A 14,568-nucleotide genomic window follows, 5' to 3' on the forward strand; every position below is an offset into this window, starting at 1 on the left:
AGGCGGTGCTGCGACACCGGCCACACACGAACCCGGGAATAATGAAGTCCGGACTCTCGCCGGAAGAAAGGTGGTCGAAGTGGGGATCTTCGACTCGTTGCGCCGCCGCGGCAGACGCGGCGCGGGCACGGGAGCGGGCCGCTCCGGGGGCTCGAGCGATACCCGTTACCTGGAGGAATGGGCTGCTGCGCGTCGTGGGGTGGAGGCGTATGTCGAGCCGCCGACCACGGTGACTGACACCACTGTGGTGCTTGTCGCTCATGACGGGGAATGGACCCGCCGGCGTATTGGGAGCTTCGACGCGGCGCAGCGGTTCGGGCATAAGCACACGATTCCTGTGTATGAGGCTGCGCGGGTTGGTTATCCGAAGCGGATGCGGGAGTACACGGAGCGGCAGAAGCGGCGGCCTGGTGGTTGAGGTGGGCTGCTGTCGGTGATCGGCTCGTCGCCTGGCGGCGACATTGCCTGCCTTGGTTGCGTGGGGCACCCCGAAGTTTGATTGTGCTGACGGTTCGGGGGTGCTTGTCAAGGCGGGAAAGATGCCTTGACAAGCACCCCCGAACCGCAGGGGAGCTTCGTATCGGGGTGCGGGGGAGGGCTGGGTGCCTCGCTCGTTGGGTGCATCGGCTGCGGGTGCCGGGCTGGGTGCCTCGATAGCGGGTGCATCGGCTGCGGGTTGGGTGGGGGTCGGGCTAGCGCCCCAATGTGGCATTGGGTGCGTTAGATGCACCGAATGCCGCATTGGGTGCGTTAGATGCACCGAATGCCACATTGGGTGCGTCGCGGTCCGTGAAGGGCTCCTTGAGGGAATCTAAGTCCGTGAAGGAGCCCTTCACGGACCGGTGGCTGGTCGTGAGGGGAACCCTGGGGGAATCTGGGTTCGTGAGGGTGGCCCTCACGGACTTCGGCGGGCGGGTGAGTCAAGCGCTTGCTTCCAGAAGCCGGTGGTGGTGTTCCAGCAGTGCGCGAAATGATGCGTGCGCGGTGCTGCCGTAGGTGAGGTCCACTTCGACTGCTCGCCAGCTGTCACCGGTGTGGGTGAGCAGGATTGTCGCGGGGTCGGAGACGATCACGACGGATCCGTCGGCGCGCAAGTCTCGGGCGGGCAGTAGGCGGGGGAACACTACGTCCGCGGGTAGGCCGTCTGCGAGTGTCAGGAACTCACGGTAATCGTCGGGCAGGCGGAGGCCGAGGCGTTGTTCTGCGGCGGCTAGGTCGGCAGGCGGCGTCGGGGCGGGGGCGGGTTGTCCGCGCAGGCGGAGGATCGCTGCGATCAGTTCTGCGAGGCTGGCTGGGCCGGTCGGGTGGCGTTCGCGCAGGGCGGCGATCAGTGCGCCTGCGCATTGGTCCGGCCATTCGGAACCGAGGGCGAGTGGATCTGCGCCGTTGATTAGTTGGGTAGTGAGTGAGCGGGTGGCGGCGAGGGTTGCGACGTCTGGGGTGGGGTGGTTTTCCACGAGGGTGGCCCATGCGTCGAGGTCGGCGGCGGCGAGTGCGTCGCGTATCGGGTCGGGGCGCTTGGGGGCGAGCGCGGAGACTGCGCCTGCGACTGGTGAGCCGTCGAAGAGACCGTCCAAATCGGACACTCGGCGGGTGAGGAAGGCTTGGTGGGCTTGTTCTTCTGCGTCCAGGTCTAGCGGGGCGAGGGCGTCTGCCCATTGTGGACGGTCGCCGCGGGCCTCGAAGAGCATTGCCCAGGCGCGGGCGTGCACGGCGTCGTCGGCGAGTGCGGACGTTGGGCGGCCGGTTACCGCGTGCCATTGCGTGACAAGGCGGTCGGAGGCGTCGGTCGCGCCTGCGGTTGCCAGGAGGAGTGCGGCGTGGCCGATCCTGCGGTCAGCGGCGGCCTCGTCGGCGGTGAGCACGTCGCGGACGGCGGTTTCGAGGTAGTCGTCGCGCTGCATGTCGCGAGCGTGCCACACGGCCGCGGACACGACGGAGGCCCCGCACCGGCGTGGGTGCGGGGCCTCCGGGTCAAACAGGTCGATCAGCCCTGGTCGGCGATGTCCGCCAGCACCGCGGCGATGGTGCGGACCGGGATGCCGGTGCCGCCCTTGCCGGTGTAGCCCCACGGGCCGCCGGAGTTGAAGGCCGGGCCTGCGACGTCGAGGTGCGCCCACGGCAGGTCGGCGGGCACGAACTCGCGCAGGAACACGCCCGCGACGAGCATGCCTGCCCAGCGCTGGCCGGTGACGTTCGCGATGTCCGCCAGGCGCGAGTCCAGGTCGGCGCGCAGTTCGTCGGGCAGCGGCATGGCCCAGCCGCCCTCGCCGGTGGCCTGCATGATGCCCGCGACGCGGTCGCGGAACTCGTCCGAGCCCATCACGCCGGAGATCCGGTTGCCCAGCGCGACCACCTGCGCGCCGGTCAGCGTGGCGGTCTCGATCAGGTAGTCCGGGTTCTCCTCGGCCGCCCGCACGATCGCGTCGGCCAGCACGAGGCGTCCCTCGGCGTCGGTGTTGAGCACCTCGACGGTCTTGCCGCCGTACATGGTCAGCACGTCGCCGGGACGGTAGGACGTGGCCGAGGGCAGGTTCTCGGCCAGCGGGATGTGCGCGGTGACCTCGAGCGGGTACTTCAGCTTCGCGGCCAGCACGACCGACGCGAGCACGGCGGCCGCACCCGACATGTCGGAGGTCATGTGGTCCATGTTCGCGGCGGGCTTCAGCGAGATGCCGCCCGAGTCGAAGGTGATGCCCTTGCCGACCAGCGCGACCTTCTTGCGCGCCTTGGTCGGCTTCCAGCTGACCCGCAGCAGACGCGGCGGCCGCGACGAACCGCCGCCCACGCCGAGGATGCCGCCGAAGCCCTTGCGCTTGAGGGCCTTCTCGTCGAGCACCTCGAAGTCGAGGCCGTTCTCGTCGGCGAGCTTCTTCGCGCGGTCGGCGAAGGACGCCGGGAACAGGTCGTTCGGCGGGGTGTTGATCAGGTCGCGGGCGATGATCACCGACTCGGCGATGAACCCGGCCGCCTTCAGCGTGGCCTTGTGCTCGCGCGCGGTGCCCTCGGCCGGGCTGACCAGGTCGGCCTTCGCCAGCGGGCCCTCGCCCTTCTCCGAGCGGTACTCGGTGAAGACGTACGCGCCCAGCGCGATGCCTTCGGTGGCGGCGTGCAGGTCGAGCGCCGACAGCGTGACGAACGCGCGCTCGGTGCCGTTCAGCGCGCGGGCCGCGGCGCCGGCCGCGCGGCGCACCTGCTCGGCGGTGATTACGCCGTCCTGCGGCTTGCCGAGGCCGACCGCCAGCACGACGCCCGCGGGCAGCTTGCCCAGCGTCGGCAGCTTCACGATCTCCTCGGCCTTGCCGGTCGCGCCGAGCGTGCCCAGCACCTCGGCGAGCTTGCCGTCGAACGCCGCGTCGGCGACCTCCGCGCCGGCGGCGAGCTCGAGGCCGCCCTCGCCCTGGAGAGTGCCGATCACGACGACGTCGGCGCGGGTCTTGCCCAATGCCGCACCCGTGTTCTCGGAGAGGGCAAGCTTCGGCACGGTCACTTCTGGCTCCTCGCGACGTCGCGGTGGTGCCGGGCGATCTGCCCGGTCGATCGTGAGCCATGCTAATGACAAAGCCATCCGGACGGGGGAAGGGGGATCGCGGTGCGGCTCGCGGGAGCACTCCTGGTGACGCTGGCGGCAGGCGCCGCCGGGGCCGGGTTTTGGGTGCTCGGCGGGGTTTTGCTCGCCGCGCTGATCGCGGTCGCGGCTTCCCGGCTGCCCGCGCTCGGCGATGATCCGGCTGCCCGGATCGTCGGCGGATTATCCCGGCTGGCCCAGATCGTCGTGCTCGCGCAGGCCTTCGGCGCGTACGTGTTCCCCGTGCAGCCCGGATACGCCGCCGCTGCGCTCGTGGTGTTCGTCGCGGCGGCGGGTTTCGCCGGGCTGCGGCTGCCGGATCTGCTGGTCAAGTGGGTGCTCGGGGTGCTGCTGGCCGCCGCGGCGGTGCTCGTGGCGATGTGCCTGGCGGTCGCTCCGGTTGCGCAAACGGGCGGAATCGGCACGCCGCCGGTGGCCGGGATCGTGGTCGCGGCGTTGTTCCTGCTGCCGTTCCTCGTTCCGGAACCAGGGGAGCGGAGCACCGGACGCGCGCTCGTGCTGAGTCTGGTCGCGGTGGCGGTCACGGCGGTGACCCTGCTGCAGCTGGGTCCGGTCCGGCTCGGACTGTCCGGGACCGCGATGCGGGATCTGCTCTCCGCGGCGGACGCCGGACAGCTCCAGCCGTTGCTCACGGTGATCGCAGTGCTGGCGACTCTTCCCGCGGCATTCACGACTTTCGTCGGTGCTCGACAGCGGTTTGCGCCGTCCGGCGGGGCTCCGGTCGCGGTAGCCGCAGCGCTGGCAGCGGCCGCCGCGGCGTTCGTTCCGCTGCCGGCGGTACCGCTCGTGGCGGGCCTCGGCGCGGTGGCGGAACTGCTGCTGCGCGTGCGGGTTCGCCGCTACCGTGGCGTCCATGACTGAGCACCGCTGGGCGCCGGGACAGACAGTCGTCGAACGTTTCGTCCGCCCGGACGGCAGCATCGGCCAGCACCATCCGCTGCGCGTGCTCTCCGACGACGGCGAGACGCTGCTCGGCTGGCTCCCGGCCAGCACGCCGATCGTCGGCAGCAGGCTCGCGGACGGCCGCTCATTGCGGGAAGCGCCGCTGGAACAACGGTTCCGCGAGCCGCGCGTATGCGTGCCGGACATCTGGCACGGCTCCTCGACGCTGCGCCTGATCCCCGACCGGGCGTGGTCGTCGGTGTGGTGGTTTTTCGAGCCGGACGGCCGGTTCCGCGACTGGTACGTGAACCTCGAGCTGCCGCGCGGGCGCACCGAAACCGGCCCGGACCGGATCGACGGCGTCCTCGACCTGGTCGTGACGCCGGGCGCGGGCTGGGAATGGAAGGACGAGGACGAAGCGGAGGCGGCCCTCGACGCGGGCCGGTTGACCACCGCCGACCTCGACCGGTTGCGCGCGGAAGGCGAACGGATGGGCGCGCTGGCCGAGCGGGGCGCGTACCCGTTCGACGGCACGCACACCGATTTCCGCCCGGACCCGGACTGGCCCGCTCCGGCGCTGCCCGCCGGGCTGTGCTGACCTACTGGGCCAGCAGGACCAGCGCGATGAACAGCACGATGTTGACGACGAGCAGGATCACCACGGATTTGGTCGGCAGGTTCTTGGTGATCACCTTGCCGTGCAGGTTTTTCCACCAGTAGATGCCGAATCCGGCGACGACCAGACCGAGGAAGAAGCCGAACCCGCTCGAAAGCAGGCCCCAGCCGACCATCCCGAGCAGTCCCGCGCCGAAGGTCAGCAGGGCCGCGGTGCCGAAGGTCTTGACGTCCGGCCCGGCGCCGGGCCCGGCTTGGCGTGCTGGTTGAGTGCTCACGGCGTCCATCGTAGTGGGGTGACGCTGCGAGCGGGGGCCGGTGCAGCGAGTAAAACCACAGGACTTCCGACTAACGTGCTTCCGACCAAGCGTTATTGTCTAAGCATGACGACAGCGACGCAGTTCACTCACGTTCCGAACCCGAGCCCCGCGAGTGCTGAACGCGTCGCTGAGGTACTTGCCAAGCCGGGGTTCGGCACGCACTTCACCGACCACATGGTCACCGTCCGCTACAGCACCGAAAAGGGCTGGCACGACGCCAAGGTCGGGCCGTACGAACCGTTCACCCTCGACCCGGCCACGTCCGTGCTGCACTACGGGCAGGCGATCTTCGAGGGCCTCAAGGCCTACCGCCAGCCGGACGGCACGATCGCCGCGTTCCGGCCGGACGCCAACGCGCAGCGGTTCCGCGAATCCGCCGAACGGCTCGCGATGCCGCAGCTGCCGGTGGAGACCTTCGTCGACGCGCTGCGCGAGCTGATCGCGGTCGACGAGCGCTGGGTGCCGACCCGCCAGGGCGACTCCCTGTACCTGCGCCCGTTCATGATCTCCACCTCGGCCGGCCTCGGCGTGAACAGCCCGGCCGACGAGTACGTCTTCGCGGTGATCGCCTCGCCGGCCGGCTCGTACTTCAGCGGCGGCGTCAAGCCGGTCAGCGTGTGGCTGTCCACCGAGTACGTGCGCGCGGCCCCCGGCGGCACCGGCGCGGCGAAGTGCGCTGGCAACTACGCGGCGTCCTTCGTGGCGCAGGCGCAGGCCGTCGAAAAGGGCTGCGACCAGGTGGTGTGGCTGGACGCGGTCGAGCGCCGCTGGGTCGAGGAGATGGGCGGGATGAACCTGTTCTTCGTCTTCGGCTCGGGCGACGACGTCCGCGTGGTCACCCCGGAGCTCACCGGTTCGCTGCTGCCGGGCGTCACCCGGAAGTCGCTGCTGCAGCTGGCGAAGGACGCCGGGCACAAGGTCGAGGAGCGCCGGATCTCCACCGACGAATGGGAGAAGGCGGCCGCCTCGGGCGAACTGACCGAGGTGTTCGCGTGCGGCACGGCGGCGGTCATCACGCCGGTCGGCCACGTGAAGCACGGCGGCGGCGAGTTCTCGATCTCCGGCGGGCAGCCGGGCCCGGTCACCATGGCCCTGCGCGAGCAGCTCGTCGGCATCCAGGAAGGCACCCGCCCGGCCCCGTCCGGCTGGATGACCCCGCTCACCTGAGGTTCTAGTTGTCCGTGAAGGGCTCCTTGCGGGAATCGGATTCCCGCAAGGAGCCCTTCACGGCTTTCAGGACGTGAGCGGGCCGGAGACGCCGGATTGCTCGTGCGTGGTCATTTCGGCGAGCACGCGGCTGGCCATCATCAGCAGCGGCAACGCGGTGACCGCGCCGGTGCCTTCGCCGAGGCGGACGTCGAGGTCGAGCAGCGCCCCGAGGTCCAGGTGCTCCAACGCGAGCGCGTGCGCGGGTTCGCCGGTGAGCTGACCGGACATCCACCAGCGGCGCGCGCCGGGCGCGAGTTCTTCGGCGACGAGCGCGGCGGAGCAGACCACGAGCCCGTCGAGCACCACCGGCGTACGGCGAACCGCCGCCTGCGCGAGAAAGCCGGTCATCGCGGCGATGTCGGCGCCCGAGGACGTCCGCAGCAGCGCGAGCGGGTCGGCCAGCACCGCGCGGGCCCGGCGCAGCGCGTCGCGGACCGCGGCGGCCTTGCGCATCCAGGTGTTGTCGTCGATGCCCGAACCCCGGCCGACCACGGCGACCGGTTCGCTGCCGGTCAGCGCCGCGACCAGCACCGACGCCGGGGTGCTGTTGCCGATCCCCAGGTCGCCCGCGATCAGCAGGTCCGCGCCGCCGTCGACCTCCGCGTCGGCGATCTTGCGGCCGGCTTCGACCGCGGCGCGCACCTCGGCGTCGGTGAGCGCGTCCTCGACGTCGATCGAGCCGGAACCGCGGCGGACCTTGAACTCGCCGATCGACCGCATCGCGGATTCCTCGGTGTCCACGGCCATGTCGACCACGCGCACGCCCGCGCCCGCCGCGGCGGCGAGCACGTTGATCGCCGCGCCGCCGGTCAGCATGGTCCCGACGAGCTGCGACGTGACCTCCCGCGGATACGCCGAGACGCCCTTCTTCGCGATGCCGTGATCGCCGGCGAACACGACGACGCGCGGGCGGGTGAACGGCCGCGGCGGCGCCTGGCCCTGGCACGAAGCGATCCACACGCCCAGCTCTTCCAGCCTGCCGAGCGAGCCCGCCGGTTTGACGAGCTTGTCGTGCAGCGCGATCGCGCCCGACCGGGCCAGGTCGCTCGGCGGTTCGATCTCGCCGAACTCGATGCCCGTTTCGCCGGTGTCCACAGCCAGGTTTCCTTTCGCCGCTGGGCGTCCCGGCGCCCAACCTACCGCCGCGCGGGCAGGGCCCTTAGGGTCGGTCGGCGTGCGGGAATCGACGGCGGCCGGGGTCGTGCTGGCGAGTGGTGCGGGGACCCGGGTCGGGGCCGCGCTGAACAAGGTCTACCTGCCGGTCGCGGGCAGGCGGGTGGTGGCGTGGTCGCTGGACGCGTTCGCCGCGGTGCCCGGGATCGGCGTGCTGGTGCTGGTGATCCGGCCCGAGGACGCGCCGCTGGCCGAGGAGGTGCTGGCCGGGACGAGCGCTCCGGTGGAGATCGTGACCGGCGGCCCGACACGGCAGGCTTCCGAACTGAACGCGCTGCGCCATCTCGCGCCGCGAATCGCCGACGGGACTGTGGATTCCGTGCTGCTGCACGACGGCGCCCGGCCGTTGGTGACGTCGGAGCTGATCGCCGCGGTGCTGGAACGGACCAGGGAAGACGGGGGAGCGGTGCCGGGACTGGCCGCGGATGACGTGGTCTCGATGGCCGGACCGGACACAGTGGCGGGCCCGCTGCCCGGCGCGATCCGGGTGCAGACCCCGCAGGGCTTCCGGGCGCAACCGCTGCTCGCGGCGTACGAACAGGCCGCCGAGGAAGGGTTTCTGGGCACCGACACGGCTTCGTGCATGGAGCGGTTCTCCGCGCTGCCGGTGCGGTGGGTGCCCGGCAGCGCGGAGAACGTGAAGATCACCTATCCGCACGACCTCGCGGTGGCGGAGCGGTTCCTGCTGCGGCCTTCTTCGTAGTCGCCGCTGTGCCCGCAGGAGGTCCGTGAAGGGCTCCTTGAGGGAATCAGATTCCCTGAATGAGCCCTTCACGGACTTTCGCCGGGATGAACCCGGCTGCGCTGATCAGGGGGAAACGGTGAGCGCCGGGTCGGTGACCACGACGTCGCCCAGCGCCTCGTCGATCGCCGTGAGCAGCTCCGGCTCCAGCTTCACGCCCGCGGCCTTGACGTTGTCGTGCACCTGCTCCGGCCGCGAGGCCCCGATGATCGCCGACGCGACGTTCGGGTTCTGCAGCACCCACGCGACGGCCAGCTGCGCCATCGACAGCCCGGCGTCGGCCGCCAGCGGCTCCAGCTTCGCTACCGCGGCGAGGGTCTTCTCGTCGAGGAAGCGCTTCACCATGTTCGCGCCGCCGTTCTCGTCGGTCGCGCGCGAACCGGCGGGAAGCGGCTGGCCCACCTTGTACTTGCCGGTCAGCACGCCCTGCGCCACCGGCGACCAGACGATCTGGCTCAGGCCCTCGCGCTCGGAAGCGGGCACGACCTGCGACTCGATGACGCGCCACAGCATCGAGTACTGCGGCTGGTTCGACACGAACGGGATCTTCAGCTCGCGGGCGAGCGCCGCGCCGCGGGAGATCTGCTCGGCGTTCCACTCCGAGACGCCGATGTAGAGCGCCTTGCCCTGGCGGACCAGGTCGGCGAACGCCTGCATCGTCTCTTCCAGCGGCACCGTCCGGTCGAACCGGTGCGCCTGGTAGAGGTCGACGTAGTCGGTGCCGAGCCGCTTGAGCGACGCGTTGGCCGACTCGAGGATGTGCTTGCGCGAGAGACCCTTGTCGTTCGGCCCCTTCGGACCGGTCGGCCAGAAGACCTTGGTGAAGATCTCCAGGCTCTCCCGGCGCTGTCCCTTCAGCCCGCGCCCGAGCACCGACTCCGCGGCGGTGTTGGCGTAGACGTCAGCCGTGTCGAAGGTCGTGATGCCCGCGTCGAGCGCCGCCTTGATGCAGGCTTGCGCCTGGTCCTCCTCGACCTGGGACCCGTGGGTCAGCCAGTTGCCGTAGGAGATCTCACTGATGTTGAGGCCGCTGCGGCCGAGACGTCGAAACTCCATGCCGACAGCGTAAACGTTTCGTTCGCGAGGCTAACGACCTGTGTGCCGGACGGCTCAGTTCGGGATCGGGTCCCCGGCCTTCAGCCGCGGCTTCGGCACGCGCAGCTTGCGGATCTGGCTCGCCCGGACGAACGCGTACCAGCCGACGCCGCGCTTGGCCGTCGCCGGTTCCTTCGGGAAGCGTTCCTGGACCAGCTTCGAGATCTTGCGGCCGTTCACGAAGCCCTCGATGGCCATGACCAGCAGCATCGCCATGCAGACCAGGGTGATGTACTGCTGCACCGCCGGCGCCGGGACCAGCAGCGCGAGGAACACCAGGATCGCCAGCGGCATGAACAGGCCGAGGATGTTGCGCCGGGAGTCGACCAGGTCGCGCACGTACGCCTTGACCGGGCCCTTGTCGCGCGGCGGCAGGTACTTGTCGTCGCCCGACATCATCCGCTCGCGGCGCACGCGGGCGGCTTCCTTGCGGTCTTCCTTGCTGACCGGGTTGGCCTTGCGCAGCTCCTTGTTGCGCTTCATCGCTTCGCGCATGGAGGTGGGCGGCGCCGCGACCGGCCCGCGCCTGCGTCCCTCGGCCTCGCGGCGCTTGGGCGTCGCCTTGCCCTTTCCCGGCGTGTACGACTTGCTCGTGACCGGGGAATCGGCCACGGCGGTCTCGGCCGCGGACTCTTCGGCGGCGGGGTCAGTGGTGCTTCGGCGCAGGAACCTCACCTCACCAGGGTATTGCAGGCGTCACGGCTTTGTTCACCAGGTCGTTCCATATGCGACGATGGAGGGGAACAGATCGGGCGAGTCCCGTGTTGTGCCTAGGACACGAGATGTACCCGCAGCGAGTTCGACCAAGAGGGAGTGCCATGACGACCGCTGAGCAGACCGGTGCGGCTGCGGCCGAGACCGCCGAGGAGACCCACGGCGTGACGTTGACCGACGCCGCGGCCGCCAAGGCGAAGGCGCTGCTCGAACAGGAGGGCCGCGACGACATGCACCTGCGCATCGCCGTGCAGCCCGGCGGCTGTGCTGGCTTGCGCTACCAGCTGTTCTTCGACGAGCGCACGCTCGACGGCGACCTGTTCCGCGACTTCGACGGCCTCCAGGTCGCCGTGGACCGGATGAGCGCGCCTTACGTGTCCGAGGCCGTGATCGACTTCGTCGACACCATCGAGAAGCAGGGCTTCACGATCGACAACCCGAACGCCACGGGTTCCTGCGCCTGCGGCGACAGCTTCCACTGAGCCCAGAGCCGGAAAACGGGCCCCCGCGCGATCCGCGCTGGGGCCCGTTCTCGTTTCCGGCGTTCCCGGCCGGCTCAGACGTAGGCGTCGAGATCGGCGACCTGCGCGTGGCAGGCGTCGTCGACCGTCCACGGCCGCGCGGCCCTCGGGCGCGGCAGCCGGGCCTGGTCGACGGGCTGTTCGGGCTGCAGCGTGGACGGCAGGTGGGCGCAGTCGGCGATCAGGTCGCCGAGGGTTTCCGGTTCGGTCGCGAGGTTCACTCGAGCCACGCTATTCAGCCGGACTTGAACGGGAAACGAGTACCGGCCGGTAGTGTCGGAACGTGGCGCGGAAACTACCCGGAAGGGTCATGACCAGCGGGTAACTTGCGTCAGGGCGCGAAAACGACAGCTCATCCACCCCGTGAGGAGAACCGGTGGCAGACAAGCCCAGGATCGCCGTGTCCGGCAGCATCGCTACGGACCATCTGATGCACTTCCCGGGGAGGTTCGCCGAGCAGCTCGTCGCCGAGCAGCTGCACCGGGTGTCGCTGAGCTTCCTCGCCGACGACCTCGTCGTGCGCCGCGGCGGCATCGGCGCGAACATCGCGTTCGGCCTCGGCGTGCTCGGCGTCGAGCCGGTGCTCGTCGGCGCCGTCGGCCAGGACTGGGCGGACTACCAGTCGTGGCTGCAGCGCCACGGCGTGGACACCTCGGGCGTGCTGGTTTCCGAGGTCGCGCACACCGCGCGGTTCGTGTGCACCACGGACGAGGACATGTGCCAGATCGCGACGTTCTACGCGGGCGCGATGGCGGAGTCCCGCAACATCGAGATGGGGCCGATTTCGGATCGGGTCGGCGGGCTGGGGCTGGTGTTGATCAGTCCGGACGATCCTGAGGGCATGGTTCGGCATGCTCAGGAGTGCCGTCAGCGCGGGTACACGTTTGCCGTTGATCCCTCGCAGCAGCTGGCTCGGATGGACGGGGCGCAGGTGCGGTCGTTCGTGGAGGGGGCCAAGTACCTGTTCAGCAATGACTATGAGTGGGAGTTGCTGCTGCAGAAGACTGGGTGGACCGAGGCTGACGTGCTGGAGCGCGTTGGGCTGCGGATTACCACGCTGGGGGAGAAGGGCGTTGAGATCGTCGGGCGGGACGGGACTGCGTTGCAGATCGGGGCCGTGCCGGAGCGGGGGAAGGCTGATCCCACTGGGGTGGGGGATGGGTTCCGGGCTGGGTTCCTTGCTGCGATCGATGGCGGGTTGAGTTTGGAGCGGGCGGCGCAGTTGGGGTGTTTGATCGCTGTGCTGGTGCTGGAGACTGTGGGGACGCAGGAGTGGCGGCTGGAGCGGGGCGAGGCGTTGACTCGGCTGCGGGAGGCGTTCGGGCCTGAGGCTGCTGAGGAGATTGCGGCGGTTTTGCCTGCTTGAGTCTCGGTCCGCCTCGTCGCCTGGCGGCGACATCGCTTGGTGGTTGCGTGGGGCACCCCGAAGCTTGATTGTGCTGACGGTCGGTGGGTGCTTGTCAAGGCGGGAAAGATGCCTTGACAAGCACCCACCGACCGCAGATGCGCTTCGTATCGGGGTGCGGGGGAGGGCTGGGTGCCTCGCTCGTTGGGTGCGCCGGTGCGGTTTTAGGGCCGTGAGGGGAACCCTGAGGGAATCAGAGTCAATGAGGGTTCCCCTCACGTCCGGTCAGAGCTTGACTGGGTAGGCCGGTTCCGGGATTTCCGGCTTGATGCGGTGTTCCACGAAGATGCCGTGCCACAGCATGAAGACCAGCAGGGCCCAGAGCTGGCGGCTGCGGTCCAGCTGGCCTTCCTTGTGTTCGTCCAGCAGGCGCAGCACTGCGGTTTTGTCCAGCAGTTCGTCGGTCTTCGAGTCGTTGATGATGCCGCGCGCCCAGTCGTACATCTCGTTGCGCAGCCACAGGCGGATGGGGACCGGGAAGCCCAGTTTCTTCCGGTTCAGGACGTGGCCGGGGATGATCTTCGCGAGGGCCTGGCGCAGTGCGTACTTGGTGGTGCCGTGCGCGAGTTTCTGGTCGAGCGGGATCGAAGCGGCGACCTTGAACACCTCGGCGTCCAGGAACGGCACGCGCAGCTCCAGCGAGTTCGCCATGGTCACCTTGTCCGCCTTGACCAGGATGTCGCCGCGCAGCCAGGTGTACAGGTCCACGTGCTGCATGCGGGCCACCGGGTCCCAGCCTCGGGACACGTCGTACCAGGGGGCGGTGACGTCCTTGAAGCCGACGCCTTCCTGGTACGTCCGCAGCACGGCGCGCAGCTGCTCGTCGCGGAAGTTGCGGGCGTTGCCGTAGTAGCGGTCTTCCAGGGGGAGCGCGCCGCGGCGCAGGAGGTCCTTGCCTCGGGTGCCCTCCGGGATCTTCGTGGACACCTTGCCCAGCAGTTTTCGCACGCTGCCGGGGATTTTCTCGAACGGGGCCAGCGAGATCGGCTCGCCGTAGATCGTGTAGCCGCCGAACAGTTCGTCCGCGCCTTCGCCGGACAGCACTGCCTTCACGTGCTTGCGGGCCTCGCGCGCGATGAACCACAGCGGGACCAGCGCCGGGTCCGCGACCGGGTCGTCCAGGTACCAGACGATGAGCGGCAGCGCTTCCATCATCTCGTCCGCCGACACCGTGCGGACCACGTGCTTCACGCCGATCGCGGCGGCCGATTCCGCGGCCACGTCCACCTCGGAGTAGCCCTCGCGCTCGAAGCCGGTGGTGAACGCGATGAGGTTCGGGTTGTGCTCCTTGGCGAGCGTCGCGGTCGCGGTGGAGTCGATGCCGCCGGAGAGGAACGCGCCGACCGTCACGTCCGGGTCCGAGATCATGTGCTTGCCGACCGAGTCGCGCATCACATCGGCGATGCGCTCGTACAGCGCCTCGGCCTCGGCGGGGCCGTTCACCGGCTTCGCGGCGAACTTCGGGTGGAAGTAGCGGGTGAACTCGGGCTTCCCGCCCGGCGAGAGCCGGAACGAGGTGCCGGACTCGACGCGGCGGATCGCGGTGTGCAGCGACTCCGGCTCCGGCACGTACTGCAGCACCAGGTAGTGCTGCAGGGCCTTGCGGTCCAGCTCCTGCGCGACGCCGAGCGTGTCAGACAGCTCCAGCAGGCTCTTCTTCTCGCTGGAGAACGCCGTGCCCTTCGGGCCCTCGCTGTAGTAGAGCGGCTTGATCCCGAACGGGTCGCGCGCGCCGAAAACGGTCTTTTCCGCCGAATCCCAGATCAGGAACGCGAACATGCCGCGCAGCTTTTCGACCGCTTTGTCCCCGAGGTAGTGATATGCCGCGACGATCGCCTCGCCGTCGCCTTCAGTGGCGAATTTCGCACCGAATTTTTCGGCGAGCTCGTCGCGCAGCTCGCGGTAGTTGTAGATCTCGCCGTTGAAGTTCAGCGTGTAGCGGCCGGGAGCCTCCGGCGGGCCCCACACCAGCGGCTGGTGCGCGTGGTCCACGTCGATGAAGGCGAGCCGGTTGAAGCCGTACACGACCTCGGCATCGGCCCAGGTGTCCTGCTCGTCGGGGCCGCGGTGACGCTGGCAGCGCATCGCCGCGCCGACGCTCGCACGGGCCGCCGCGGCGTCGTTTTCGGTCGCGCAGATCAGTCCAAGCAGGCCGCACACGTGTACTCACACACCTCAGGGTCGGGCCGGTCCGGGGAAGGGCCCAGTATGCCGGTGCGGGGCGACTCGCCCGGAAAGCGGGTGACGCGTGGCGCAACTGGTCACCCCTTGGTCAGCGGGAGCGGCCAACTCGGCTAGGCTCC

The 14,568-nt window shown here is 69.7% G+C and carries 15 protein-coding genes; 7 read left to right on the plus strand and 8 right to left on the minus strand.

The features are described 5' to 3' along the window. Positions 1-70 precede the first annotated feature (70 nt). Positions 71-418, plus strand: coding sequence for a hypothetical protein (locus tag EIZ45_RS23250; protein ID WP_043827645.1), 348 nt, complete (start codon positions 71-73; stop codon positions 416-418). A 502-nt stretch (positions 419-920) separates the two neighbouring features. Here the strand turns inward: EIZ45_RS23250 and EIZ45_RS23260 are convergent. Both EIZ45_RS23260 and EIZ45_RS23265 read right to left on the minus strand, forming a co-directional pair. Further along, positions 921-1,904, minus strand: coding sequence for an SMI1/KNR4 family protein (locus EIZ45_RS23260; RefSeq protein ID WP_134665703.1), 984 nt, complete (start codon positions 1,902-1,904; stop codon positions 921-923). An 83-nt stretch (positions 1,905-1,987) separates the two neighbouring features. Next, positions 1,988-3,490: a leucyl aminopeptidase gene (locus tag EIZ45_RS23265; RefSeq protein WP_134665705.1), complete on the minus strand. Its 1,503-nt coding sequence runs from the start codon at positions 3,488-3,490 to the stop codon at positions 1,988-1,990. 102 nt (positions 3,491-3,592) lie between these two features. Between EIZ45_RS23265 and EIZ45_RS23270 the strand changes: the two genes are divergently transcribed. Both EIZ45_RS23270 and EIZ45_RS23275 read left to right on the plus strand, forming a co-directional pair. Then, the gene (locus EIZ45_RS23270) at positions 3,593-4,450 is read left to right on the plus strand and encodes a sulfatase (protein ID WP_134665707.1); all 858 of its coding nucleotides are present in this window, start codon (positions 3,593-3,595) and stop codon (positions 4,448-4,450) included. Then, positions 4,443-5,069 (plus strand): DUF402 domain-containing protein, encoded by a 627-nt coding sequence (locus tag EIZ45_RS23275; RefSeq protein WP_134665709.1) that lies wholly within the window; start codon positions 4,443-4,445, stop codon positions 5,067-5,069. Before EIZ45_RS23270 ends, EIZ45_RS23275 begins: the two co-directional genes overlap by 8 nt. A 1-nt stretch (position 5,070) precedes the next feature. Here the strand turns inward: EIZ45_RS23275 and EIZ45_RS23280 are convergent, their stop codons facing one another. Then, the gene (locus EIZ45_RS23280) at positions 5,071-5,373 is read right to left on the minus strand and encodes a hypothetical protein (RefSeq protein WP_043827642.1); all 303 of its coding nucleotides are present in this window, start codon (positions 5,371-5,373) and stop codon (positions 5,071-5,073) included. Between the two features lie 96 nt (positions 5,374-5,469). Here EIZ45_RS23280 and EIZ45_RS23285 point away from each other — a divergent pair, with 96 nt between their 5' ends. Beyond that, complete coding sequence (locus EIZ45_RS23285) at positions 5,470-6,573, plus strand: branched-chain amino acid aminotransferase (protein WP_043827641.1); 1,104 nt, start codon at positions 5,470-5,472, stop codon at positions 6,571-6,573. A 66-nt stretch (positions 6,574-6,639) separates the two neighbouring features. Here the strand turns inward: EIZ45_RS23285 and cobT are convergent, their stop codons facing one another. Beyond that, complete coding sequence (gene cobT, locus EIZ45_RS23290; protein WP_037809521.1) at positions 6,640-7,710, minus strand: nicotinate-nucleotide--dimethylbenzimidazole phosphoribosyltransferase; 1,071 nt, start codon at positions 7,708-7,710, stop codon at positions 6,640-6,642. A gap of 79 nt (positions 7,711-7,789) precedes the next feature. Between cobT and EIZ45_RS23295 the strand changes: the two genes are divergently transcribed. Further along, entirely contained in the window at positions 7,790-8,491 is a 702-nt protein-coding gene (locus EIZ45_RS23295) for a 2-C-methyl-D-erythritol 4-phosphate cytidylyltransferase (RefSeq protein WP_134665711.1), read from the plus strand. A gap of 105 nt (positions 8,492-8,596) precedes the next feature. Here EIZ45_RS23295 and EIZ45_RS23300 read toward each other — a convergent pair whose 3' ends face one another. Beyond that, complete coding sequence (locus EIZ45_RS23300) at positions 8,597-9,586, minus strand: aldo/keto reductase family protein (protein ID WP_037809525.1); 990 nt, start codon at positions 9,584-9,586, stop codon at positions 8,597-8,599. 54 nt (positions 9,587-9,640) lie between these two features. Then, a complete protein-coding gene (locus EIZ45_RS23305) occupies positions 9,641-10,300 on the minus strand; it encodes a DUF3043 domain-containing protein (protein ID WP_043827639.1) in 660 nt (219 codons plus the stop codon). 143 nt (positions 10,301-10,443) lie between these two features. Between EIZ45_RS23305 and EIZ45_RS23310 the strand changes: the two genes are divergently transcribed. Beyond that, entirely contained in the window at positions 10,444-10,821 is a 378-nt protein-coding gene (locus tag EIZ45_RS23310; RefSeq protein ID WP_037809530.1) for an iron-sulfur cluster assembly accessory protein, read from the plus strand. A 74-nt stretch (positions 10,822-10,895) separates the two neighbouring features. Here EIZ45_RS23310 and EIZ45_RS23315 read toward each other — a convergent pair whose 3' ends face one another. After that, the gene (locus EIZ45_RS23315; RefSeq protein WP_043827638.1) at positions 10,896-11,081 is read right to left on the minus strand and encodes a hypothetical protein; all 186 of its coding nucleotides are present in this window, start codon (positions 11,079-11,081) and stop codon (positions 10,896-10,898) included. Between the two features lie 155 nt (positions 11,082-11,236). On the opposite strand from EIZ45_RS23315, the gene EIZ45_RS23320 reads away from it, so the two are divergent. Beyond that, positions 11,237-12,226 carry a carbohydrate kinase family protein gene (locus tag EIZ45_RS23320; protein WP_106961136.1) on the plus strand — a complete coding sequence of 330 codons (990 nt, stop codon included), beginning with the start codon at positions 11,237-11,239 and terminating at the stop codon, positions 12,224-12,226. Between the two features lie 264 nt (positions 12,227-12,490). Here EIZ45_RS23320 and asnB read toward each other — a convergent pair whose 3' ends face one another. Next, positions 12,491-14,425 (minus strand): asparagine synthase (glutamine-hydrolyzing), encoded by a 1,935-nt coding sequence (gene asnB, locus EIZ45_RS23325; RefSeq protein ID WP_134665713.1) that lies wholly within the window; start codon positions 14,423-14,425, stop codon positions 12,491-12,493. Between the last annotated feature and the right edge of the window lie 143 nt (positions 14,426-14,568).

Source organism: Amycolatopsis sp. CFH S0740 (genome assembly GCF_004522315.1).
Taxonomy (GTDB): domain Bacteria; phylum Actinomycetota; class Actinomycetes; order Mycobacteriales; family Pseudonocardiaceae; genus Amycolatopsis; species Amycolatopsis nivea.

Excerpts from the sequence above, each read along its gene's own strand:
- EIZ45_RS23260 (WP_134665703.1), bottom strand. The coding sequence starts at position 1,904 with ATGCAGCGCGACGACTACCTCGAAACCGCCGTCCGCGACGTGCTCACC.
- EIZ45_RS23275 (WP_134665709.1), top strand. The coding sequence starts at position 4,443 with ATGACTGAGCACCGCTGGGCGCCGGGACAGACAGTCGTCGAACGTTTC.
- EIZ45_RS23280 (WP_043827642.1), bottom strand. The coding sequence starts at position 5,373 with ATGGACGCCGTGAGCACTCAACCAGCACGCCAAGCCGGGCCCGGCGCC.
- EIZ45_RS23285 (WP_043827641.1), top strand. The coding sequence starts at position 5,470 with ATGACGACAGCGACGCAGTTCACTCACGTTCCGAACCCGAGCCCCGCG.
- EIZ45_RS23300 (WP_037809525.1), bottom strand. The coding sequence starts at position 9,586 with ATGGAGTTTCGACGTCTCGGCCGCAGCGGCCTCAACATCAGTGAGATC.
- EIZ45_RS23310 (WP_037809530.1), top strand. The coding sequence starts at position 10,444 with ATGACGACCGCTGAGCAGACCGGTGCGGCTGCGGCCGAGACCGCCGAG.